Source organism: Paracidovorax oryzae ATCC 19882 (genome assembly GCF_000687165.1).
Taxonomy (GTDB): Bacteria; Pseudomonadota; Gammaproteobacteria; order Burkholderiales; family Burkholderiaceae_C; genus Paracidovorax; species Paracidovorax oryzae.
Genome location: NZ_JMKU01000008.1, coordinates 1 through 23,193 on the forward strand (window position 1 = coordinate 1; position 23,193 = coordinate 23,193).

22 protein-coding genes are annotated in these 23,193 nt (G+C 71.1%); 16 read left to right on the top strand and 6 right to left on the bottom strand.

Annotation, left to right across the window (positions count from 1 at the left end):
- Both T336_RS27490 and T336_RS0107460 read left to right on the top strand, forming a co-directional pair.
- Positions 1-292, top strand: a 292-nt coding sequence (locus T336_RS27490) for a hypothetical protein (protein WP_035225449.1), incomplete at its 5' end; no start/stop codon positions are given.
- 140 nt (positions 293-432) lie between these two features.
- Positions 433-735 (top strand): flagellar basal body protein, encoded by a 303-nt coding sequence (locus tag T336_RS0107460; protein ID WP_026432062.1) that lies wholly within the window; start codon positions 433-435, stop codon positions 733-735.
- A 168-nt stretch (positions 736-903) separates the two neighbouring features.
- On the opposite strand, the gene T336_RS0107470 is transcribed toward T336_RS0107460, so the two are convergent.
- On the bottom strand, positions 904-1,161 hold the full coding sequence (locus T336_RS0107470) for a DUF2061 domain-containing protein (protein ID WP_026432063.1): 258 nt from the start codon (positions 1,159-1,161) through the stop codon (positions 904-906).
- Positions 1,162-1,349: 188 nt separating this feature from the next.
- Between T336_RS0107470 and T336_RS0107475 the strand changes: the two genes are divergently transcribed.
- The 3 genes from T336_RS0107475 (at position 1,350) to T336_RS0107485 (ending at position 4,332) form a co-directional block, all read left to right on the top strand.
- A complete protein-coding gene (locus T336_RS0107475; protein ID WP_026432064.1) occupies positions 1,350-2,399 on the top strand; it encodes an SPFH domain-containing protein in 1,050 nt (349 codons plus the stop codon).
- Positions 2,400-2,515: 116 nt separating this feature from the next.
- Positions 2,516-4,048, top strand: coding sequence for a DUF4178 domain-containing protein (locus T336_RS0107480; protein ID WP_026432065.1), 1,533 nt, complete (start codon positions 2,516-2,518; stop codon positions 4,046-4,048).
- Positions 4,049-4,107: 59 nt separating this feature from the next.
- Entirely contained in the window at positions 4,108-4,332 is a 225-nt protein-coding gene (locus T336_RS0107485) for a DUF350 domain-containing protein (RefSeq protein WP_013597062.1), read from the top strand.
- 50 nt (positions 4,333-4,382) lie between these two features.
- Here T336_RS0107485 and T336_RS0107490 read toward each other — a convergent pair whose 3' ends face one another.
- Together T336_RS0107490 and T336_RS0107500 are read right to left on the bottom strand one after the other, a co-directional pair.
- Positions 4,383-4,796 carry a hypothetical protein gene (locus T336_RS0107490; protein WP_035225451.1) on the bottom strand — a complete coding sequence of 138 codons (414 nt, stop codon included), beginning with the start codon at positions 4,794-4,796 and terminating at the stop codon, positions 4,383-4,385.
- A gap of 249 nt (positions 4,797-5,045) precedes the next feature.
- On the bottom strand, positions 5,046-6,038 hold the full coding sequence (locus T336_RS0107500; protein WP_026432067.1) for a 2-dehydropantoate 2-reductase: 993 nt from the start codon (positions 6,036-6,038) through the stop codon (positions 5,046-5,048).
- Positions 6,039-6,148: 110 nt separating this feature from the next.
- Between T336_RS0107500 and T336_RS0107505 the strand changes: the two genes are divergently transcribed.
- The 8 genes from T336_RS0107505 (at position 6,149) to T336_RS0107540 (ending at position 16,298) form a co-directional block, all read left to right on the top strand.
- Positions 6,149-7,711 (top strand): polyamine aminopropyltransferase, encoded by a 1,563-nt coding sequence (locus T336_RS0107505; protein ID WP_035225453.1) that lies wholly within the window; start codon positions 6,149-6,151, stop codon positions 7,709-7,711.
- Between the two features lie 43 nt (positions 7,712-7,754).
- Positions 7,755-9,473, top strand: coding sequence for an FAD-dependent oxidoreductase (locus T336_RS0107510; protein WP_026432069.1), 1,719 nt, complete (start codon positions 7,755-7,757; stop codon positions 9,471-9,473).
- 128 nt (positions 9,474-9,601) lie between these two features.
- On the top strand, positions 9,602-10,117 hold the full coding sequence (locus tag T336_RS0107515; protein WP_026432070.1) for a PadR family transcriptional regulator: 516 nt from the start codon (positions 9,602-9,604) through the stop codon (positions 10,115-10,117).
- A gap of 14 nt (positions 10,118-10,131) precedes the next feature.
- Positions 10,132-10,986, top strand: coding sequence for a siderophore-interacting protein (locus tag T336_RS0107520; protein WP_035225455.1), 855 nt, complete (start codon positions 10,132-10,134; stop codon positions 10,984-10,986).
- Positions 10,987-11,112: 126 nt separating this feature from the next.
- A complete protein-coding gene (locus T336_RS24880; RefSeq protein ID WP_244883894.1) occupies positions 11,113-11,664 on the top strand; it encodes a DUF2127 domain-containing protein in 552 nt (183 codons plus the stop codon).
- 52 nt (positions 11,665-11,716) lie between these two features.
- Positions 11,717-13,081, top strand: coding sequence for an esterase-like activity of phytase family protein (locus T336_RS0107530; RefSeq protein WP_026432073.1), 1,365 nt, complete (start codon positions 11,717-11,719; stop codon positions 13,079-13,081).
- Between the two features lie 158 nt (positions 13,082-13,239).
- Positions 13,240-15,486, top strand: coding sequence for a response regulator (locus T336_RS0107535; protein ID WP_026432074.1), 2,247 nt, complete (start codon positions 13,240-13,242; stop codon positions 15,484-15,486).
- Positions 15,487-15,590: 104 nt separating this feature from the next.
- Positions 15,591-16,298 (top strand): riboflavin synthase, encoded by a 708-nt coding sequence (locus T336_RS0107540; protein WP_026432075.1) that lies wholly within the window; start codon positions 15,591-15,593, stop codon positions 16,296-16,298.
- A gap of 12 nt (positions 16,299-16,310) precedes the next feature.
- On the opposite strand, the gene T336_RS0107545 is transcribed toward T336_RS0107540, so the two are convergent.
- Complete coding sequence (locus T336_RS0107545) at positions 16,311-18,050, bottom strand: GGDEF domain-containing protein (RefSeq protein ID WP_026432076.1); 1,740 nt, start codon at positions 18,048-18,050, stop codon at positions 16,311-16,313.
- A gap of 143 nt (positions 18,051-18,193) precedes the next feature.
- On the opposite strand from T336_RS0107545, the gene T336_RS0107550 reads away from it, so the two are divergent.
- Complete coding sequence (locus T336_RS0107550; protein WP_026432077.1) at positions 18,194-18,745, top strand: GNAT family N-acetyltransferase; 552 nt, start codon at positions 18,194-18,196, stop codon at positions 18,743-18,745.
- A 58-nt stretch (positions 18,746-18,803) separates the two neighbouring features.
- Here T336_RS0107550 and T336_RS0107555 read toward each other — a convergent pair whose 3' ends face one another.
- Positions 18,804-20,594, bottom strand: coding sequence for a hypothetical protein (locus T336_RS0107555; protein WP_084151386.1), 1,791 nt, complete (start codon positions 20,592-20,594; stop codon positions 18,804-18,806).
- Positions 20,595-20,687: 93 nt separating this feature from the next.
- The gene (locus T336_RS0107560; protein ID WP_026432079.1) at positions 20,688-21,566 is read right to left on the bottom strand and encodes a LysR substrate-binding domain-containing protein; all 879 of its coding nucleotides are present in this window, start codon (positions 21,564-21,566) and stop codon (positions 20,688-20,690) included.
- Positions 21,567-21,703: 137 nt separating this feature from the next.
- On the opposite strand from T336_RS0107560, the gene T336_RS0107565 reads away from it, so the two are divergent.
- The gene (locus T336_RS0107565) at positions 21,704-22,606 is read left to right on the top strand and encodes a DMT family transporter (RefSeq protein ID WP_026432080.1); all 903 of its coding nucleotides are present in this window, start codon (positions 21,704-21,706) and stop codon (positions 22,604-22,606) included.
- Positions 22,607-22,660: 54 nt separating this feature from the next.
- Positions 22,661-23,143: an NUDIX hydrolase gene (locus tag T336_RS0107570; protein ID WP_026432081.1), complete on the top strand. Its 483-nt coding sequence runs from the start codon at positions 22,661-22,663 to the stop codon at positions 23,141-23,143.
- Positions 23,144-23,193: the final 50 nt, after the last annotated feature.

Sequence of the window (23,193 nt, forward strand, 5' to 3'; positions counted from 1 at the left end):
GCTGGTGCTGGTGCTGGTGCTGGTGCTGGTGCTGGTGCTGGTGCTGGTGCTGGTGCTGGTGCTGGTGCTGGTGCTGGTGCTGGTGCTGGTGCTGGCGCTGGTGCTGGCGCTGGCGCTGGACTTGTTGCATCTCCCCCACCACCGCCGCCACAAGCTGCCAGCAAGAAAACCAATCCCATTGAGTATTGCCGCATGTTTCCTCTGTATCAATTTGAAATTTTTGCAGCGGCATTGTATGAATTCCAGTGCATGCGGCGGCACCACCAGTGCAAATTCTGCGTACGTGACTTGAGGGGGATGACTTACCACCGTTTCATGCGCCGTTCGGGGTGCCGCAGCCCTGGGCTATGGAGGGTTTCGACACATGGGCAGCCAAATCCACGTCAAGCGCTCATAATCCGCCAACGTCCCCTCCTGCAGGAGCCTCCCGCCATGTCCTCCATTTCCTCCATCGCCTCCTCCGGCCTGCGCGCCGCGCAGCTGCAGCTGGACACTTCGGCGCACAACGTGGCCAACATGAACACGGAGGGTTTCCGCCGCCAGACGGTGGAGCAGTCTGCGGTGCCGGACCAGGGCGGGGTGGAGGCGCGCGTCGGCCGGGCCGCGCGGGAAGGCGCCTCGCCGGAGGCGGACTCGGTGGACCAGATGTCCGCGACCTATGCCTTCTCGGCCAACCTGCAGACACTCAAGACCGAGGACCGCATGCTCGGTTCGCTGCTGGACACCCGCGCCTGACCCTGCGGCGGCGTCGGGGCGGGGTTCAGCGCCCGGTGGCGAGGTCGGCCAGGCGCTCGACCAGCCAGTGGGAGAACGGCAGTGCCCGGGGCTGCATGGCGAGCGGGTGATGCGCTCCTGCGGTGCGTGTGCAAGCATGTTCCATGGTGGTTCTCCGGCCCGTGGCGCTCAGGCGCCTGCAGCGGCGGGTTGCGCTGCCGCTGCAGCGGCGCGGCGCCGGCCCGCGCGCTCCCAGGCCTTCTCATGGAAGAAAAACGCCACGGCCTGCACGGTGGGCTCCAGCAGGCTCAGCGTGAGCGAGGCGATCAGGTTGCCGGTGACCGCATAGGCCACCATGGCCGCCACGCAGATGTGGATGAGGTAGTAACTGCCCGTCTTCATGAGCGTGGGGAGGTTCTGGCGGGTGGCTTGGCGGATGCGGTCCATGGCGGCTCTCCTTCTTTTGTTCCGTATCGGTGTTCGTGGGGGATTTGTGAATGCTAGGCATTCTCATTGGCGTGCGCCAATTGATCCTCTCGAATCCGGCGATAGCGCCGCGGCCCGGCGCCGCTATGATCGGCCACCGCACGGACGGGTTGGCAGTCCGTTTTCCCTTCTTACAGCCGGAGCACCGCATGGCCCTCATGGACTTCATCAAGAAGCAGTTCATCGACATCATCCAGTGGACGGAAGACGACGACGGAACGCTGGCGTGGCGCTTTCCCATGCGCGACCTGGAAATCCAGAACGGCGGCACGCTGGTGGTGCGCGAGTCGCAGATGGCGGTCTTCGTCAACGAGGGCAAGGTGGCCGACGTGTTCGGCCCCGGCACCTACAAGCTGACCACGCAGACCCTGCCGGTGCTCACCTACCTGAAGAACTGGGACAAGCTGTTCGAGTCCCCGTTCAAGAGCGACGTGTACTTCTTCAGCACGCGCCAGCAGGTGGACCAGAAGTGGGGCACGCCGCAGCCCATCACCATCCGCGACAAGGATTTCGGGGCGGTGCGCCTGCGCGCCTTCGGCAACTATGCATACCGCGTGGCCGATCCCAAGCTGTTCCACACCGAGATCTCGGGCACGCGCGCGGCCTACACGGTGGGCGAGCTCGACGGCCAGTTGCGCGGCCTCGTGCTGCAGAACATCAGCAACGCGATCGCATCGAGCGGCCTGCCGTTCCTCGACCTCGCGGCCAACCAGATCATGTTCGCCGATGCGCTCGCGAAGGAGCTGCAGCCGGCCTTCGCGAAGATCGGCCTGCAGCTGGAGGCGATGACGGTGCAGAACCTGTCGCTGCCCGAGGAGCTGCAGAAGATCCTCGACCAGAAGATCGGCATGGGCATGGTCGGCAACGACATGGGCAAGTTCATGCAGTACCAGACGGCGCAGTCGATCCCAAAGTTCGCGGAAGGCGCGGGCAACGGGGGAGGCGTCGCGGGCGACGCGATGGGCCTGGGCGCGGGCGTGGCGCTCGGGCAGGTGCTGGCGCAGAACCTGCAGCAGGGCCTGCAGGGCGGCGCCGGTGCGCAGGCTCCTGCCGCTGCGGGCGCCGTGCCCGTGTCTGGCGTGCGGCCCGAGGACGTGATGGCCACGCTGGAAAAGCTGGGCGACCTCAAGGCCAAGGGCATCCTCACGCAGGAAGAGTTCGACGCCAAGAAGGCGGAGCTGCTCAAGAAGCTGGTCTGAGCGGGCGAGTCCCGACGCGGCGCAGTCGGCGGGTGGCAAGGTCGCCCACCGCTGCGGCGTGAACCAATCCCTGCCGGCGCGGATGCCGGCAGGAGGCCGACAACACCGATTCCCACATGGCCGACCCCCAACTCCAGCGCCACTACCGCGCACCCTGCCCGGGCTGCGGCGCGCCGGTCGAATTCCGCAGCGCGCAGTCCACGCACGCCGTCTGTCCCTACTGCCAGAGCACCGTGGTGCGCAGCGGGGAGGTTCTGTCGCGCGTGGGCAAGATGGCGGAGGTGTTCGACGACCACAGCCCGCTGCAGCTCATGGCGAGCGGCCGCGCCATGCTGGATGGGCGCGAGCAGCCGTTCACGCTCATCGGGCGGCTGCAGTACAAGGCCGACACGGGCACGTGGACCGAGTGGAACGCGATCCTGGAGGATGGCACCACTGCCACGCTGGGCGAGGACAACGGGGGCTACGTGTTCACGCGGCCCATCGAGCCGGGGCGCGAGCTGCCCGCACCGGAGCGCTTCCGCGTGGGCGCCACCACGGCGATCAACGGCGTGCCCTACAGCGTGGCGGCGAACGTGCAGGCGCACCTGGTGTCCGCACAGGGCGAACTGCCCAGGCTGCCGCCGCTGGGCCAGCCCTTCGCGGTGGTGGAACTGCGCAGCGAGCAGGGCGAAGTGCTGTCCATCGACTATTCGCAGGCACCCCCGAGGGTGGAGCGCGGCCGGGCCGTGCGGCTGGAAGACCTGCGCATGCAGGGCCTGCGGGAGGAGTCGGCGAAGGACGAGAAGGCACGCCAGTTCAGCTGCCCGCATTGCGGTGCGCCGGTGCAGGTGGCGTTCGACACCACCAAGAGCCTGACCTGCCCGTCGTGCGCGAGCCTCATCGACATCTCGGGCGGCATCGGGGGCGAGTTGCGCCACGCGGTGCAGGACGAGCCCGTGCAGCCGCTGATCCCGCTGGGCACGACCGGCCTGCTCGAGGGCGTGGTCTGGCAAGTGGTGGGCTTCCAGCACCGCATGGGCAGCGAGCCGGACGACGACGAGAGCTTCGGCTGGGACGAGTACCTGCTCTACAACCGCCAGCGCGGGTTCGCCTTCCTCGTGGACGCCTCGGACGGCTGGAGCCTGGTGCGGCCCGCGACGGGCGCACCCAAGCTGTCCGCCGACGGGCAGACCGCCACCTACCTGCAGAATCCCTACCGGCTGGATTACCAGTACCGCGCCGAGACCACCTATGTGCTGGGCGAGTTCTACTGGCCCGTGGAGCGGGGGCAGGCCACCCAGAACCGCGACTACAGCAGCAAGGGCGGCCGGGGCCGGCTGTCGATGGAGCAGACCCCGCGCGAGATCACGTGGTCGGTGGGCAGCCTGGTGGACAGCGCCCTGGTGGCCCAGGCGTTCAAGCTCGAAGGGCAGAAGGACCTGTTCAAGCGCGACGATGCCGCTCCGCTGGCGAGCGCCGGCAGCCTCGGGGGGGTGGGCTGCGTCACGGTGATCATCGTGGCGGTCGTGCTGGTCCTTCTGCTGCTGCTGTTCTCGCGGGGCTGCAGCTCCTCCTGCGATCCTGCGCGGGAGAACTGCACCTCGTCGAGCTACCGCTCCTCGGGCGGCTCCTTCGGGGGCTGGTCCAGCGGCGGCGGGCACAAGTAGCGGCCGTGATCGCGGAGCCCGTTTTTTTCCGGTTCGTTGTTTGAATGAAGGAGTTCACCATGCCATTCGACTGGCTGCACCCCGCCGCCTTCTTCGGCTCCATCCTGTTCGCGCTGATCGGCGTGCTGGTGTTCTGGATCAGCTTCATCGTCATCGACAAGATCACGCCCTACGACCTGTGGGCCGAGATCGTCGAGAAGCAGAACAAGGCCCTGGCCATGGTCGTGGCGGCGATGTGCCTGGGCATCAGCATCATCGTGGCGGCAGCGATCCACGGGGGGTGAGGCCGCCGTGGTGCGCTGGCTTGCGGTGCCGGCTGCGGGGGCGGGCGCTGTCAGGTCGGATCGGGTTCCGACGCTGCGAGGGGCACGGCATGGAAGAAGGCCGGGGCATCCAGAGGGAACGCCATGAGGACGACATATCGCATGGTCCGGCCGCACTGGGCCAGCGTCCACAGCTCGATCGAGCGGCGCCCCGCGGCAGCCGTGGCGCTGATGTCGCGCACGATGCGCGAGGCCGCTGTCTCGATGCTCGGGCAAGCCGCCATTTCCGTGGCCTTGGCCTTCACCATGGCCAGCACTTTCGCGCGCTGCGCGGGTGATGCGACGCTGCTGCCAGTGAAGGCCACGGCCGCAACGTCGCCAGTGGCGGGAAAGCCCGCGCCGCCGAGGGCCTTCAGTTCCACCCACGGGTCGGGCGGTGCATCTTCCAGGCGCCAGTCGTAGTGCATGTTGTAGGACGACTGCATGGGCGAGCCAGTGGAGTCGTGTGCCGGCTGGAACCGGCAGGTGGACATGGCGTCCTGGGCCGCCAGGTCCAGCCGCGCGGATCCGCTGGGATGCGCTCGTCGGCTGGCGCTCCGCGCCGTGGACGGTGACGGCGGCCGTCTCCAACCTGTTCGACAAGGAGTACTGGCGCCCGGGCACCAGCGCGCTGCCGGGCACACCGCGATCACTGCTGGTGAGCGCGAGCTACCAGTTCTGAGGCGCTTCGCGGTTCAGAGGCCCAGGGCCCGGCGCATCTGCGCGCCCGTGAGCCGCTGGCGCGGGCCGGCGAGCAGGGCGCACATGCGTTCGTTGCAGGGCGCCCGCAGGCCATGCTCCGCGGCCAGCCGCACGACGGCGCCGCAGAGGTCGTCGATCTCGGTGGGCCGGCCGGCCTCCAGGTCGTCCCACATCGATGAGCGCGCGGCCGGGTCGATGCGCAGCATGCGGCGTGCGAGCCGCGTAAACAGCGCGTCCGGCAGCCGCAGCACGTGCGGCAGCAGTGCCGGCGGCACGGGCGCGACCTTCGCGGGGCGGATGCCGGCGCGCGCCATGGCGCGCAGCGCTTCGGCCTGCAGCGCCGCGAACACCTTGCGGCAGTCGCGGTCCTGCAGTTCCTCGCGCAGCGGCAGGTCCGAGAGCGCATTCACGGGGTTGTTGAGGTTCAGCAGCAGCTTGCCCCACTGCACCGGGCGGATGTCCTCCACGACCGTGGTGCCGAGTCCTGCTGCCCTGAAAGCGCCAGCCGCCGCGGCGACGGCCGGATCGCGCTGCAGGTGGATGTCTCCGGTGGTCGCGCGGTGCACGTGCGTGCCGCGCAGCACCACGTTGTAGGGCACCATGCCCCCGATGGGACGCAGTGCCGGCGCATGGGCGGCGATGCGTGCCACGTTGTCCACGCCGTTCTGCAGCGACACCACCGGCGTGCCGGGCGGGCATGCGCCGCCGAGCGCGCGGGCCGCCTGCGCCGTGGCGCCGCCCTTCACGCACAGCAGGACGACGGCGTCGCCGGGGCATTCCATGCCGTCCAGCGCCGGGGCCAGCCGCAGCGCGTGCGGGGGCACGTGCGCGTCGGCCCCCTCCAGATCGCTCACCCGCAGGCCGTCCCGCGCGATCGCGTCCAGGATGCGGGGTCGGCCCACCAGGGCCACCGTTTCCCCGGCCGCGGCCAGGCGCCCGCCCACGTAAAGGCCGATGGCGCCCGCGCCCATGACGATGAAATGCATGCGAAGCCTCCGGAGGGCCGTACAGGGGCCCGGCGCCCGTGACGGTGTGGGTGGATTGTGCGGCCGGTGGCGGCAAGGTGCGGCGGCGCGCATCCCGCAAAATAGCGGGCTTGACCGCCGCCGCTCCCCTCCCATCCCCCCCGCAGCCCGCTCCCCGTCCGCTGGACATCGCGCTGCTCGCCAGCGTGTTCGTGGTGGCCGCCTGCGGCCTGCTCTACGAACTCGTTGCGGGCGCGCTCGCCTCGTACGTGCTGGGCGATTCGGTGCTGCAGTTCTCCACCATCATCGGAACCTACCTTTTCGCGATGGGCGTGGGCTCGTGGCTGTCGCGGTATTTCGACCGCCAGCTGCCCGCGCATTTCCTGCGGATCGAGCTGCTGGTGGCGGTGGTCGGCGGGGCGCTGCCCGCGCTGCTCTTCCTGGCCAACGCCTACGTGCCGGGCGCGTTCCGGCTGCTGCTCTACGGCATGGTGCTGCTGGTCGGCATGCTGGTGGGGCTGGAGATACCGCTGGTGATGCGCATCCTCAAGCGCAATGTGGCGCTCAAGGACCTGGTCTCGCAGGTGCTCACCTTCGACTACCTGGGCGCGCTCGCGGTCTCGCTCGCATTTCCGCTGCTGCTGGTGCCGCACCTGGGGCTGGTGCGCACGGGGCTGTTGTTCGGCATCTTCAACGCGGTGGTGGCGGTCTGGGCGCTGTGGCTCTTCCGGCACGAACTGCGGCGCTTCCGGGCGCATGCGCTGGCGTGCGCGGCCGTGCTCGTGGCGCTGCTGGCCGGCTTCGCGGGGGCCGAGCACATCACCCGCCTGGCGGAAGACCATTTCTACCAGGACCGCATCGTCATCGCCAGCGCCTCGCCCTACCAGCGCATCGTGGTCACGCACGGCCGCTCGGGCTACCGGCTGTTCCTGAACGGCAACCTGCAGTTCGCCGAGCGCGACGAGTACCGCTACCACGAGGCGCTGGTGCACCCGGCGATGTCCGCCCACGGAGCCCCGAAGCACGTGGCGGTGCTCGGCGGCGGCGACGGCATGGCGGTGCGCGAGATCCTGAAGTACCCCTCGGTCGAGTCGGTCACGCTGGTGGAACTCGATCCGGCCATGACGCGGCTCTTCCGCACCGATCCGGCGCTGGTGTGGCTCAACGCCGGGGCGCTCAACGATCCGCGGGTGCACATCGTCAACACGGATGCCTTCCAGTGGCTGCAGGAGGGGGGCGGGGTGGATTCCACTTTCGACGTGATCGTGGTGGACTTCCCCGATCCCACCAACTTCGCGATCGGCAAGCTCTACACGAACAGCTTCTATGCCCTGCTGGAACAGCGCCTCTCGGCGAGTGGCTATGCGGTGGTGCAGACCACCTCGCCGCTGGTGGCGCGCCAGAGTTTCTGGACCGTGGTGCAGACCGTCGAGTCGGTGGGCCTGGCCACGGCGCCGTACCACGTGCACGTGCCGAGCTTCGGCGAATGGGGCTTCGTCATCGCCAGCCGGCGGCCCTGGCGCCTGCCGGAGCACCTGCCCGGGGGGCTGCGGTTCCTGTCGGTGCCCACGCTGCCGCTGCTGTTCGACTTCCCGCTGGACATGGCCCGGGTGCCGGCGGAGGTGAACCGATTGTCGAACCAGGTGCTGGTGCACACCTACGAGCAGGAATGGGGCAAGGTGGCGGCGCATTGATGCCGGGCACGGCCTGACATGGCCGTGGCGTAGAGTACGCCGCATGCCAGCTTCCCACCTCGATCTTCCCGCGCTGCAGCGCCGTACCCTGCTGCGGGGCGCCACGGCCACGGCCACGGCCGCCGCCTGCGCGCTGGCCGGGTGCGGGCCGGCGCCGCGCGACCTGCCCGGAGGCTTCACGGGCATCGACATGGAACGGGGCCATGCGCTGCGCGACCGGTTGCAGAAGGGCGGGACGATCGAGCCCGATATCGTGCGCCGCACCCAGGTGGTGGTGGCGGGCGGCGGGGTGGCGGGCCTGGCCGCGGCGCGTGCCCTGCGCCTGGCCGGAGTCGATGACTTCATGCTGGTGGAGATGGAGGATTCCGCGGGCGGCAACAGCCGCGCCGGCCAGGTGGATGGCATCGCCTGCCCCCTGGGTGCCCATTACCTGCCGGTGCCGGGCGACGGCGCGCGCGAGGTGCAGGACCTGCTGGAAGAACTCGGCCTGCGGCGCCGCGTGGCGGGGCGCTGGCAGATCGACGAGCGCAGCCTGTGCCACAGCCCGCAGGAGCGGCTGTTCTTCCGGGGGGCCTGGCAGGAGGGCCTGCTGCCCGTGAACGGTATCGGCGCGGACACCCTGGAGCAGTACCGGCGCTTCTCCGCACGCGTGGCGGAGCTGGGCCGCACGGCGCGTTTCGCCATGCCCACGTTCAAGCTGTGGCGGCCGGACCAGCCGGTGTCCGCCGTGCTGCGCTCCCTGGATGCCCTCACGTTCGACGCCTGGCTGTCGCAGGAGGGCTTCTCGGATGCGCACCTGCGCTGGTATCTGGACTACTGCTGCCGCGACGACTACGGCGCCGGCACGGCGCGGGTGTCGGCCTGGGCGGGCATCCACTATTTCGCCAGCCGCCACGGATTCCATGCGCCCGGCGATGCCGCCAGCGAGGACCGCGAAGGCGTGCTGACCTGGCCGGAGGGCAACGGCTGGCTGTCCCGGCGGCTGGCCGCGCCGGTGAACGACGCCGGGGCGCTGCGCACCGGCAGCACCGTGCTGCGCATCGAGGAGAACCGGCGCGGGGTGGAGGTGGACGTGCTGCACCATGCGAGCGACAGCATCGAGCGCTGGCAGGCGCGCCGCTGCGTGGTGGCGTTGCCCGTCTTCGTGGCGGCACGCGTGGTGCGCAACCCGCCCGCGTTCCTCGCGCAGGCCGCGCAGCGGCTGCAGTGGGCTCCCTGGCTGGTGGCGAACCTGCGCATCGACGCCCCGCTGTCGGACCGCGAGGGCGCGGCACCCGCCTGGGACAACGTGCTGTACGACGATCCGGCGCCGGGCGGCCTGGGTTATGTGGACGCGGGCCACCAGCGCCTGGATCCGCGCCCCGGCCCCACGGTGCTCACCTATTACCGGGCGCTGGGCGACGTGCCCGACGGCCGCCGCCAGCTCGCCGAACAGCCCTGGACGCACTGGCGCGACGCCATCCTCGCGAGCCTGTCCGGCCCGCATCCGGACCTGCGCGCCCGCGTGACGCGCGTGGAGATCACCCGCTACGGGCACGCCATGTCCATCCCCGTGCCGGGGACGCTGGCCTTCCTGAGCCAGGCCGGCCGCATGCCCGCGCCCCGGCAGCGCTATGTGCTGGCGAACGGCGAGCGGATCGCCGCGCCTTCCGTGCCCGGCACGGCCCGCCTGGCCTTCGCCCATGCCGACTGGTCCGGCTACTCGGTGTTCGAGGAGGCGTTCACGCGCGGGCATGCGGCGGGCATGGCGGCCGCCGCCTGATCCCGGGCGCCTTCGCTGCGCCAGGCTCCGCCCAAGTCCCCGGTTCGGCCAGGGGATTTCGGTGGGGAGATGTGATTCGATATGAATTCGATATATCTTAGATAAATCGATCTATCGGAGTACGTCCCATGAAAGACCTTGACCTGCTCGAATCCCGCGGCGCGCCGCCCGGCCCGCGGCGCGGCGGCGGCCGCTTTTTCGGCCACGGCGGCCTGCGCCTCGTGCTGCTGCAGCTCATCGCGGACAAGCCGCGCCACGGTTATGAACTCATCAAGGCCATCGAGGAGCGCCTGGGCGGCAGCTACAGCCCGAGCCCGGGCGTGGTCTATCCCACGCTCACCCTGCTGGAGGAACTGGGCCACGTCACCGTGAGCGCCGAGGGCGGCGGCCGCAAGCTGCACACCGCCACGCCCGAAGGGCTGGCCCACCTGGAGAACCACCGCGCCGAGGTGGATGCCCTGCTCGCGCGCATGGCCGACGGCATGGCGCACCGCAGCCACCGGCCCGCACCCGTGGAGCGGGCGGTGCACAACCTGCGCCAGGCCCTGCACATGCGCCTGGCGGGCGCTCCGCTGGATACGGAGCAGATCCACGCCATCGCCGACCTGCTGGACGACGCCGCACGGCGCATCGAACGGCTCTGACCCAAGGATTCGCCATGAGCCAGACACCTCTTTCCACCCCTTCCCAGCCGTCCCCTGCACAGGTGGATGCCCGCGCGCTGCAACGCGTGCGGCACGAACTGCGGCTGCGCACCCTCACCGTGCAGCGCGCCGAACGCATCACGCCCCACTGCGTGCGCGTGACGCTCGGGGGCGAGGAACTCGCCGGCTTCCACAGCCCGGGCTTCGATGACCACGTGAAGCTGTTCCTGCCCGATCCGTCCACCGGCGAGCCCGTGCTGCCGGCCTTCGACGCCCAGGGCGCTGCGGTGCCGGGAGCGCCGCGCCCGGCCATGCGCGACTACACGCCGCGCCTGCACGATGCCCGGGCCGGCACGCTTGCCATCGATTTCGCCCTGCACGATGCGGGCCCCGCCACCGCCTGGGCGCTGCAGGCCGCGCCCGGCCAGCGCATCGCCATCGGCGGGCCGCGCGGGTCGCTGCTCGTGCCGCTCGCGTTCGACGGATACGTGCTGGCCGGGGACGACACGGCCCTGCCCGCCATCGCCCGCCGCCTGGCCGAACTGCCCGCGGGCACGCCCGCCCTCGCGCTCATCGAGGTGGACGGGCCGGCGGACGAGCAGCCCTTGCCCACGCAGGCCGCGGCGCGCATCCATTGGGTCCACCGCCGGGGGGCGGCCCCGGGTGAAGGCCCGCGGCTCCTGGAGGCCCTGCGCGCGCTGCCCCTGCCTGGGGGCGACGTGCATGCGTGGGTGGCCTGTGAAACCGCTGCCGCCAAGGCCCTGCGCGCGCATCTGGTGGACGAGCGCGGCGTGCATCCGAAATGGATCAAGGCGTCGGGCTACTGGCGCCGGGGCAGCGCGGCCACGCACGAAACGCTCGGCGACTGAAAGGCGTCCGGCCGCCTGCGCGGCCTGCTACGGGCATGGGCACGGTCGAGCGCGCGTCCTATAGGGCCGGGCCGCACCGGCAGGCGATACTGCCGGGCCGCCATGTCCTTCATCCGCGAGCATTCCATGCCCCAGCCCACCGACGTGACCGTATCCGCATCCGACCTGCCTGCCGGCGCGGGCGCACACGGCCGCCACGGCAGCGGCGATGCCGCCGGGCAGCGGGCCCTGCGGACCATCGCCACCCTGGAAGCCGTCAAGGGCGTGGTCGCGCTGATGGCCGGCCTGGGCCTGCTCGGCCTGCTGCACCACGACCTGCACCACGCCGCGGTGTCCCTGATCGGGCATGTGGGCCTGAACCCGGGCGAGCGCTACCCTGAGATGCTGCTGTCCCGGCTCGACCTGCTCGCGCACGAGGATTTCCGGTGGCTGATGCTGGCCGTCACCGCCTATGCGGCCCTGCGCTTCACCGAGGCCTGGGGCCTGTGGAAAGGCCGGGCCTGGGGCGAGGCGCTGGGGGCACTGTCGGGCGGCCTGTACATCCCGTTCGAACTCTGGCACTGGCTGCACCGGCCTTCGTGGGCCGCCACCCTGGTGATCGCGTTCAACGCGGGGGTGGTGGGCTACCTGGCCTGGCGGCTCCGGACGCGGCCGGGGCAGGGCGCGTCACCGGCCTGACACCGAAAGGCGGCATCGTGGCGGCCTCATCCGCCATCGCCAAGACATCCCGATGCCTGCCGCTTTCCGCTCCGCCACGCTGGCCGCCGCCCTCGCATTCGCCGCACTGCCGTGCGCCCATGCCGAGCCGGCCGCCTATCCCGCCACGCTCGCCGGCCACGCCGTGCTGCCGGCGCAGTCCTTCATCGCCGCGCCGCCGGACGCACCGGCGGACCTGCGCACCAGCGGCAAGTTCACCACGCCGCGGCGCGTGGATGCCGTGGGCACGGTCGAGGGCACGTCCGCCGGGCGGCCCACGGGCGTGTCGCTGCCGTTCCAGGGCCAGCCGCTGCAGGGCCACTCGGGCATCAAGCGCATGGCGGACGGCACCTTCTGGATCCTGACGGACAACGGCGCCGGGGCCAAGGCCAATTCGCCGGACTTCATGCTCTACCTGAACCACTATGCGGTGGATTTCAAGTCCGGCCGGTTCGAGCGCCTGAAGACCGTGTTCCTGCACGACCCCGACGGGAAGGTGCCATTCCGCATCGCCGAGGAGGGCACCAGGGAGCGCTACCTGACCGGCGCCGACTTTGATCCCGAGAGCTTCCAGTTCGCCGGCGGTGCGCTCTGGATCGGCGAGGAATTCGGCCCCTTCCTCATCAAGGCCGACCTGGACGGCAAGGTGCTGGCGGTGTTCGACACCCAGGTGGACGGCCGCGTGGTGCGCTCGCCCGACCATCCCGCCATCACCACCGCCGCCGCGCCCGATGCGAAGGCCCCGGCCTTCGACATCAAGCGCTCCAAGGGCTTCGAGGGCATGGCTTCGAGCCCCGACGGCAGCAGGCTGTACGCGCTGCTCGAAGGCCCGGTGTGGGACGAATCCGCCAGGGCGTATGAAGCCGTGGACGGCGGCCGGCAGTACCTGCGCGTGCTGGAGTTCGATGTGCGGCAGGAGAAATGGACCGGCCGCCACTGGAAGTACGTGCTGGAGGCGAACCAGAACGCCATCGGCGACTTCAACATGATCAGTCCCACCATGGGCCTCGTCATCGAGCGCGACAACGGCGAGGGCACGCCCGACAAGGCCTGCCCCGAGGGCCAGAAGCGTGCGGACTGCTTCCACGACGTGGCGAAGTTCAAGCGCGTGTACAAGGTGGAGTTGACCGATGCCAACGCGGGCGGCCCGCTGCGCAAGGTGGGCTACATCGACCTGCTGAACATCCAGGACCCGAAGCGCCTGGCCCGCAAGCCCCTGACGGGCGGCGTGCTCGCCTTCCCGTTCTTCACCATCGAGAACGTGGACATCGTGGACGCCACGCACATCGTGGTGGGCAACGACAACAACCTGCCTTTCAGTTCCAGCCGCGAGCCCAACCGCGCCGACGACAATGAGCTGGTGCTGATCGAGGCCGGCGACCTGTTGCGCGCCCGCTGAGGGCCGCGCCCGGGCGGACGTGGCGGATGCGGGCGTCCTTGTTGCGCCCTGCAACGGTGCCGGGCCGCAGTTGCGTCACAATCTCCACCGTTTTCGCCATCGTGGTGCCTTAGTCCGACGCGGCCGCCCCGGTGGCCCGTTTGGGGAGATTCCGTCCTTTGACCCTGTCGCCCGTTCCTCCGCAGCCACCCACGCCCGGGGGCGATGGCGATCCCGTGCCTGGCGGGTTGGCCCCGGTGCCGCTTGCCGTGGCGGGGCAGCGCGTGCGTGCGCTCGAGGAGCGGGAGGCGCACCTGCGCTTCGCCGCGATCGCGGGGCGCATCGGCCTGTGGGAGCTGGACCTGGAGACGTTCGCGCTCACCAGTTCCGAGGTCTGCCGCGAGCATTTCGGCCTGCCTGCCGAGCAGCCGCTGAGCTGGCGCGCAGTGGCGGCATCGGTGCATCCCGACGATGCCGCGCGCGTGCGGGCCGCTTTCGAGCACAGCATCGCGCACCGCCAGGAGTACGCGCTCGACCACCGCATCCGGCGCGCGGACGGCCAGGTGCGCTGGCTCAAGGTGCTGGCCCAGGTGCAGGGCGGCGTGGCCGGCCGCAGCCTGCGCATCGCGGGAACGGCCCAGGATGTCACCGAACAGACGCTCGCCGGGCGCCGGACCCAGGCGCTGCTGCAGCTCGACGACAGCTTCCGCTCGCTCGAGGATCCCGCCGACATGGCCTACGCCGCCGCGCGCGTGCTGGGCGAAACGCTCGGCGTGGGGCGTGCGGGCTACGGGGACATCGACGAGACGAACACGGTCACCATCGTGCGCGACTGGACGTCCCTGGGCATGTCCACGGCCGTGGGCCGGCACCATCTTCCCCACTATGGCCGGTTCTACGAGGACCTGCTGCGCGGCCATATCGTCACCGTGAACGATGTGTCCACCGACGAGCGCACCGCCAGCCACGTGCCCGCCCTGCGGGCGGTGCAGGCGGGGGCGCTGGTGAACCTGCCGCTGATCGAGGGCGGACGGCTCGTGGCGATGCTGTTCCTGAACCACCCGGTGCCGCGGGAGTGGTCCGAGGACGAACTGGCGCTGATCCGCAGCGTGGCCCACCGCACGCGCATGGCCGTGCAGCGGCGCACCGCGGAGCAGCAGTTGCGCGTGCTGGCCGACACGCTGGAAACCAAGGTGGAAGAGCGCACGCGCGAACTGATGGCCGCCGAGGAGGCATTGCGCCAGGCCCAGAAGATGGAGGCCGTGGGGCAGCTCACCGGCGGCATCGCGCACGACTTCAACAACCTGCTGGCCGGCATCATGGCGAGCCTGGACCTGCTGCGGCTGCGCGTGTCCCAGGGGCGCGTGGCCGACATGGAGCGCTGCATCGACACGGCGCACCGCTCCGCCAAGCGGGCCGCCTCGCTCACGCACCGCCTGCTCGCGTTTTCCCGCCGCCAGACCCTGGCACCCGTCGTGGTGGACCTGAACCAGCTCGTCGCGGACCTGCTGGAGCTGGTGCAGCGCACCGTGGGGCCCGCCATCACGGTGCGCTTCGAGCCTGCCGCAGGGCTCTGGATGGTGCGGGCCGATGCCGGGCAGATCGAGAATTCCCTGCTGAACCTGTGCATCAACGCGCGCGATGCGATGCCCCGCGGCGGCACCCTGCGCATCGCCACCGCCAACCATGCCGCCGGCCAGCCCGGCGACGGGCCGCACATGCGCCGCGCCACCGACCTGCCGCCGGGTGAGTATGTCGCGCTGTCGGTGGCCGATACCGGCGAGGGCATGGCGCCGGACGTGGCGGCACGGGCCTTCGAGCCCTTCTTCACCACCAAGCCCCTGGGGCAGGGCACCGGCCTGGGGCTGTCCATGGTCTATGGCTTTGCCCAGCAGTCGGGCGGTTCCGCCCGCATCGCTTCGGTGGCCGGGCAGGGAACGACGATCACGCTCTGGCTGCCACGCCATGCCGGCGCCGATGCGGAGCTGCCGGCCGGCCCGGGCACCGCCGTGCCGCCTGCCGGCCAGGCCCGGGCGCCCGTGGCCGGGCCGGGGCGCGACATGCCGGCGGTCCTGCTGGTGGATGACGAGCCTGCCGTGCGCTCCACGGTGGCGGAGTCGCTGCGCGAGCAGGGCTACCGCGTGCTCGAGGCGGAGGACGGCCCCTCGGCGCTGGAGATGCTGCGCGGGGCCGGGCCGCTCGATCTCCTGCTCACCGACGTGGGCCTGCCCGGCGGCATGAACGGCCGCCAGGTGGCCGACGCCGGACGCGCGCTGCGCCCGGACCTGCCCGTGCTGTTCATCACCGGCTATGCGGAGCAGGCCGTGATCGGCGATCGCGACCTGGACCCGGGCATGGGCGTGCTCACCAAGCCCTTCGACCTGGACGTGCTTGCGGCGCGCGTGGCCGCGGCCCTGGGCGCGTAGCGCGGTCCGCCTTCCCGGGGCGCCCCTGCCGGAGCGGGGGCGAGGGCCCCGGTGGCACAATGCCCGGCGCCTCCCCGCTTCCTTCATCCACAGAGATCCGCGCCATGTTCACAGGTATCGTCCAGGCCACCGCCACCCTCGCCGAGCTGCAGGACCGCGAAGGGCTGCGCACCTTCGTGATCGAGTTCCCCCCCGGCTTCTGCGAAGGACTCGCCATCGGCGCCAGCGTCGCGGTGGATGGCGTGTGCCTCACGGTGACGCGCCTGGTCTCGCCCACGTCGGCCGCGTTCGACGTGATGCTGCAGAGCCTGAACGTGACCACGCTGGGCGGCTATGCGGCCGGGCGGAGCGTGAACGTGGAACGTGCGGCCCGCGACGGCGCGGAGATCGGCGGCCATCCGCTGTCGGGCCACATCGATTTCGCGGCCACGCTGCAGAGCGTGCGCGATTCCGAGAACAACCGCGTGTGGCGCGTGGCGGTGCCGGCCCCGTTCCGCCGCTATGTCTTCGCCAAGGGCTACATCGCCCTGCACGGCGCCAGCCTGACCGTGGCGGAGGTGAACCGTGCCGAGGGGTGGTTCGAGGTCTGGCTGATTCCCGAGACGCGCCGCGCCACCGTGTTCGAGGACCTGCGCGCGGGCGACGCGCTCAACGTCGAGATCGAGCGCAGCACCCAGGTCGTGGTGGACACGGTGCGCGAGGCGGTGGAGGAAAGCCTCGGCGAGTTGCGCCCGGTGCTGGAATCGCTGCTGCGGGAGAAGGGCCTGTCGCTGGACGACTTCGTGCGCCCGCCGGCCGCCCTGCCGCGCTGAGCCGCCGGCCCTTCAGGCAGCTTCCTCGACCCGGTTGCGGCCCCGGTCCTTGGCCCGGTAGAGGGCGGTGTCCGCTTCCGAGAGCAGGTGGTCCAGCACCAGGCCGTGGCGCTGGGAGACCGCCACGCCCAAGCTGGCCGTGAGCCGGAAGCGCTCCCCCGAGGGCAGGATGACCGGTGCCGTCTCGATGGCGTGGCGCAGGCGCTCCGCGAAGGCCGCACCCTCGCGGCCCGCGCAGGGGCCGAGCAGCACCACGAATTCCTCGCCCCCATACCGCGCCACGAGGTCGCCCGGGCGCAGGGTGTTGCGCACCGCGCGTGCCACGGCCCGCAGCGCCTCGTCGCCGGCAGCATGCCCCGCGCGGTCGTTGAAGCTCTTGAACAGGTCCACGTCCAGCAGCATCAGGGCGACGTCGAAGCGCTGCTGCCGCGCCTGCGCTACGCGTTCGCGCGCCGCCGCGAAAAACGCGCGGCGATTGGGCAGCCCCGTGAGGAAATCGGTGAGCGACTGCTCCCGCAACTGCGCGATGAGGCCGTCGCGCTCGCGCTCGAGCACCTGCCGGGCCTGCGTGTGCTCCTGCAGCGCGCGCACGGCGCCGATCACCGCGGCGATCTCGTCGTCGGCCGCAGGCTTGGGCAGCGGTGCGTCCAGGCGGTTGCGGGCCAGGTCCTGCAGGGCCTGGGTGGTCTGGGCCAGGGGGCGCAGCACACGGGCGTGCAGCATGGCCAACGTGCCCGCGAGGATGGCCCAGAGCAGGGCGGAGGCGCCCACCACCTCCACGAAGCTGTGCAAGGCGCGCTCCCGGGCGGCGAGCGCGTCGGCCTGCAGCCGCGCCATCAGCCGGTCGCGCAGTGCCACCACCTTGCCCAGTTCGGGCACGTAGCGCACCGCGAACTGGGCGGCGGTGATGCCGTAGCGCCCGTCCCGCTCGCCGGCTGCCAGCACGGGCGCGACGATGTCCCGCGCCGCATGGCCGAAGTAGCCGCTGTCCACGGCCTCCCAGGCTTCGGCGATGTCGGGCGGGGCATCCTGGCGGGCCAGGCGCTGTTCCAGCAGGAACTGCAGCGCCATGATGCGTCCGCGCGTCTGCTCGATCGCATTCCGTTCTTCGGCCGTGAACGGCCGCTGCTTTGCCAGCGCGGCGGTGAAATGCGATCCGAGCAGGCCCGCATGCTCGCGCAGTTCCGCGGTGATCCGCAGCACCTGCGTGTCGCCGTCCATGGACGGCTGGGCCGTCCGCACGGCCTGGATCAGTGCACTGTTGACCGGTGCGAGCCGCGGCACGATGGCCACCAGGCCATAGACGCTGGCGCGGACGGCCTCGGGCGTGCGCCGGGCATGGGGGAGGGCGATGACCTCGTCGGCCGCCGCCCGGGCGCGTGCGAGCGCCTGCGCGGTGTCGTCCGCCCCGGCCAGCAGGGCGCCCATGTGCGGTGCCTGCGACCGGGCAGCCAGCATGGCGCGCAGCTGTGCCATGGCCTGGTCGGTGCTTTCGCGCGCCTTCGCCAGGGCGGCGACAGCCTGTGGATCGGGCGTTCCGTCGAGCGCACCCAGGCGGGCGTTCGTCGGGCCGCGCTCGCGCGACACCCGTTCGGTCGCCACCAGGCCCAGGCCGAGGTCCGCGAGCGCGCGCGATCCGGCGTCCGCGGCGCGCCACGAACGCCATTGCCCCCAGCTGGCATGCGTGGCCAGCAGGGCCGTCACGGTGGCCAGCACGATGCCGATGAGGCGCAGGAAATGGTTCAGGGACATGAAGGCGCTTGGCCGCCACCGGTCCGGGTCCGCCCGCCCGCCGGAGCACTGATCGCGTTGTGATGTACTGTCGGCACTCTATTACATACCGTGTCGCCCCACGGCCGGGTTGCCCTGCGAACCCGACCGTAACACAAGGATTCATGCGATCTCCAGCCGATCCGACCGCCGTGCCTGTCCTGTCCGCCGTTCCCGTGCCGCCCATGCGCGGGCTGGGCGTGGAAGATCTGCCCGGGCTGCTGGCGGTGCAGCGGGCCTGCTATGGGGAAGGATTCATCGAAAGCGCGGACGTCTTCGCCCGGCGCCTGGCCAGTCCCGTGAACTGTTCGCTGGTGGCCGGGGCGCCGGGCTCCGTGCAGGCCTATCTGGCCGCCTACCGCTCGGTTCGCGGCAAGGTGACGCCGCTGCACGGCGATTTCGAGGTGCCCGCCGAGGTGCCCGACACGCTCTACCTGCACGACATGGCGGTGCATCCCGCCTGCGCGGGGCGCGGCCTGGCCGGCGCGCTGCTGCAGGCAGCGTGGCACGAAGCCCGCGCCGCCGGTCTGCGGCACACCGCCCTGGTCTCGGTGCAGGGGTCGCGCGCCTACTGGGAGCGCCAGGGCTATGCGGTGCGCGAGCCCGCATCGGCCGAATCGCGCGAACGCCTGGCGGGTTATGGCGCGCAGGCGGTGTACATGGAGCGCCTGTTGTAGGCCTCCCGCGCGCCGCCGCTTCTGCCGCCGCGGTGTGCAGTGCGCAGTGCGCGGTCGTTCAGGGCGGCACGGCCCCGTGCGCTGAGTCGGGCGAGGAAGGGATCTCGACGAGCTGGACCGTGGAAGGCGTGCGCTGCGCACCGCGCGCATGGTGCTGGAAAAGCTCCAGCGCGTTGTGCCCGACGTTGCGCAGAGTGCTCCACAGGTCCGCCGGCCGCAGCGAGCGCAGCGTCTCGTACAGCTTCTCGAATCCCTGGCCGGCCGCGTGCCCGATGGGGCCGGGAATGGTGACGTTGAGGACCGCCATGGCCGCTGCGCCCATCAGCATGCCCGAAGTGCTTTTCTCGATGAAATCGTCGCCGGCGTGGTTGGCCGTCAGCACGGCGATCATCACGAGGCTGAGCCCGGCGAAGGACTTGAATTCGTCGAGCGCGTCGGTGCGCGTGACGTTCGGGTTGCGGGCGTTGGCCGTCATCAGGGCCATGGTGAAGACGGCATCGGAGGCCAGGTCCACCATGCCGATCTGATCGGGATACATCAGCGCCGTGGTGGTGGCGCAGACCGCCGTGGTGAACGCCGCCAGCGCGTACTTGGCCACGCGGTCGGGGTCGCCGGCACCCTCCGCGGGCGTGGCGGCGTCCGGCAGACCGTCGGGGTGCAGTACCCGTTCCAGGTCGGTGGCGATATCCAGGAACGCGTTCGCGGCCAGGGTCACCTGCTTGCTGGTGGCGGGACTGAGTTCATGGCCCTGGGCCAGGAACCCGCTCTTGCCATCGGCCAGGGCCTGCTGGTCGGAGCGCGCCCGTTCCAGGGCCTGGGCGAGGAGGGTGAGTGTCTGCGCGGCTTCGGGTGCATCTTCGGCCTGCGCGGCCTGGAGTTCGCGGCCGGCCGCGGCGAGCGACGGGTCCGGCACGCCATGGCGCATGCGCTGGCCGATTTCCTTGATCTCCTTGCCCAGGAAGCCCATGAACAGCGCCGCGGTGGACACCATGCCTGCGCCCACGTTGAAGGCCGGATGGGTGTTGAGCTTGTGCAGTTGCGGCACGAAGGTCGGCAGCGCGAAGATCGCCGCCTGCATCACGTTGATGTAGTGGCGCGACATGAAATGGTCCATCACGCTGTGCCGGTTGGCGGCCGTGGGCGAGCGCACCGAACCGATGGCCATGAGCGCCGTCTTGGCATAGAGGCCCGCCAATTCCGCTTCGAACTGGTTCTGGTGTCCGCGGAAGGCGATGGCGATGGGCAGGGCCGGCAGCAGGGTGTTCATGCCCAGGTAGATGGCTGTGCGGCGCGCGAGCGGCTGGTCGGTCTCCAGCGCAGCCAACGTGGATTCGAGGTGCGCGATCTTGCCCTGGAAGTGCTGCTTCAGCGTGGGGGGTACGTCGGGCGCTTCCAGGATCTGCTCGCGAAGTGCCTGCGTGCCCTGGCGCAGTGCGGGCAGTGTGGCGCCGGCCTGGAGTGCGCCGTTTTCGGGGTCGCCTCCGCCCCTGAGTGCCTCGATGAACTGTGCGTCGTCGCCGCGCATCAGCACCGTGCGGGCATCCATGAGGCGCCCGGCGGTGCTGATCGCCTGTCGCGTGCGCGCCCAGGCCCCTGCGGGCGCGCCGGATGCGGGCCCTTCCGCGGGCCGGGCGGCTCCCGGCGCCTGAGGCGAGGGCGAGGGCGAGCGCGATTGCGCCGCCGGGCTTGCTTCTTCACGGGCGGAGCGCTGGGGCGACGGCATGCCCTGCGGCGCGACCAGGCGCGCAGGCTCGCGCTGCGGGCTCGCCGCAGGCGTGCGGCCTCCCTCCGTCTCCGGCAGGGATACGGGCGACAGCGGGGTGAAGGTGGGGCTATTGATGGATGGCATTTGATTTATAAGGCAAATAAATCGAAGACTATCCATGGCCGGCCGGACAGCCGATGCGCGCGCGAAACCCTTGCTTGGCCGGGCGAAGCCACGTCAGGACGGGCCGGCCTGCTCCATGATCCAGTCCCGGAAGGCGCGCAGGGAAGGGTCCACCAGTACTTCGGGCCGGTGCACCAGCCGGTAGGCCAGTGGCGTCGCCAGCGCGGCCGACGGCACGGCCACGAGCATGCGCGCCGCGATCTCCCCGGCCACGAAGCCCTGCCGCGCCAGGGCGAAGCCCCGGCCTGCCAGGGCTGCCTCGATCGTGCCGTTGGAATGCGTGAACACCACGCCCTGGTTGCAGTCCACGCCCAGGGCCCCGTTCGCCTCGCACCAGAGCCGCCAGTCGCCGCGGTGTCCGTCGTGCAGCAGCCGGGCGCCGGTGATGTCGGCGATGCGGGGCACGCGCCGGGGTGCGATCAGGTGCGGGCTGCAGACCGGCACCAGGTCGTCGGCCACCAGCACCTCGGCCTGCAGCCCGGGCGCCACGCCCAGGCCATGGCGCACCGCGAAATGGATGTCCTCGGACGCCAGATCGACCACGCGGTCGGTGGTGCTCACATGCACATCGACATCCGGTGCCACACGCGAGAAGTCCTCCAGCCGCGGCACCAGCCACTGCACCGCAAAGCCGGCGGTGCAGCTGAGCCGCACCACACGCCGCTGCCCCAGCGCCTGCAGGCGCGCGGTGGCGTGGCCGACGAGCGCCAGTGCCTCGGCGCAGGCCGCGAGGTAGTCGCGCCCCGCCGGCGTGAGCGCGAGCCCGCGCGGCAGCCGCTCGAACAGCGCGCAGCCCAGGAAGCCTTCCAGCCGGCGCAGCTGCTGCGACACCGCACCCGGGGTCACGTGCAGTTCCGCGGCCGCGGCGCGCACGCTCAGGTGGCGGGCGGCCGCCTCGAAGAAGCGTACGGAAGCAAGCGGGGGAAGGCGCATGGCTGTTAAGCAGGGATAAACGATCCAACAGGATAAATCGTTTGCGGCCGCTGCAGCCCACTGCCGAGAATGTCCCTGCGGCCGCACGCCGGCCTGGTCTTCTGTTCTTCCGTTCACCTGCCTGGATACCACCCGCCATGTCTTCCGCCAGCCTCCTGCGCCTCCTGCTGCTCGCCGCCCTGTGGGGCGGGAGCTTTCTCTTCACCCGCTACACGGTCCCGGCGCTGGGTGCCGTGCCCACGGCCTTCGGGCGCGTGCTGCTGGCCGCGCTGGGGCTGATGGCGCTGGTGGCGCTGACGCGGCAGCGCCCCGCGTTCCGGGGGCGCCTGGGGGCGGTGCTCGTGCTCGGGGTGGTCAACTCGGGCATTCCGTTCTGCATGTTCGCACTGGCCGCGCGGGTGCTGCCCGCGGGCTACAGCGCGATGCTGAACGCCACCACGCCGCTCATGGGCGTGCTCATCGGCGCGGCGGCTTTCGGCGAGCGCATCACCGGCGCGGGCGCCGCGGGCGTGCTGCTCGGCATGGCTGGCGTGGCCGTGCTGGCGCAGGCCGGGCCGGTCGTCCTCACCGCGCCAGTCGCGGCGGGCATCGCGGCGTGCCTGGCAGCCACGGCCTGCTACGGCCTCGCGGGCTTCCTGACGCGCCGCTGGATCACCGCACGCGGCGGGCTGGACAGCCGCCTGGTCGCGCTGGGCAGCCAGTGGGGCGCCGTGCTGGCGCTGGCGCCCTGGGCGGCATGGCAGGCCTGGAGCCAGCCGGGCCTCGCAGGCCAGTGGGCCGCGGCGCCTGCGCAAGTGTGGGCGGCGCTGCTCGCCATGGGGCTGCTTTGCACCGCCTGGGCTTACGTGCTGTATTTCCGGCTGATCGCGGACGTGGGGCCGCTCAAGGCCCTTTCCGTCACCTTCCTGGTGCCCGCGTTCGGCGTGGCCTGGGGCTGGCTGCTGCTGGACGAAACCGTGACCGTTGCGCACGCCGCGGGCGGCTCCCTGATCGCGGTGGCGCTCTGGCTGGTGTTGCGGCCGGCACCCGCGCGGCCGTGACGGTAGCGTAACGGGACTGGCTCACCCGGCCGCCGCATGGTCATAATGCGCGCCATGCCCAACCGCTGGAAACCCAACGTCACCGTGGCCGCCGTCATCGAGCAGGGAGGCCGCTTCCTCCTCGTGGAAGAGGACACGGCCGACGGGCTGCGGCTCAACAATCCCGCCGGGCATCTCGACCCAGGGGAATCGCCCGAACAGGCCTGCGTGCGCGAGGTGCTGGAGGAAACGGCTTACGACTTCACCGCCACCGCACTGGTCGGGATCTACCTCAACCGTTTCACGCGCACCCGCACGGGCGACGACATCACCTACCTGCGATTCGCCTTCACCGGCACGCTGGGCGCGCACCATGCCTGGCGCACGCTCGACGACGGCATCGTGCGCACCGTGTGGATGACGCCCGATGAACTGCGCTCCTGCGCCGACCGCCACCGCAGCCCGCTGGTGATGCGCTGCATCGAGGACTACCTCGCCGGGCAGCGGCATCCGGTGGACATGATCCATACCGACCCGAGCGTGCTGCGCGGCACTTGAAGCGGCTGCGGTCACGTTGGCGGCCTGCCGCCGGCAGGCCTTTGCCGCGC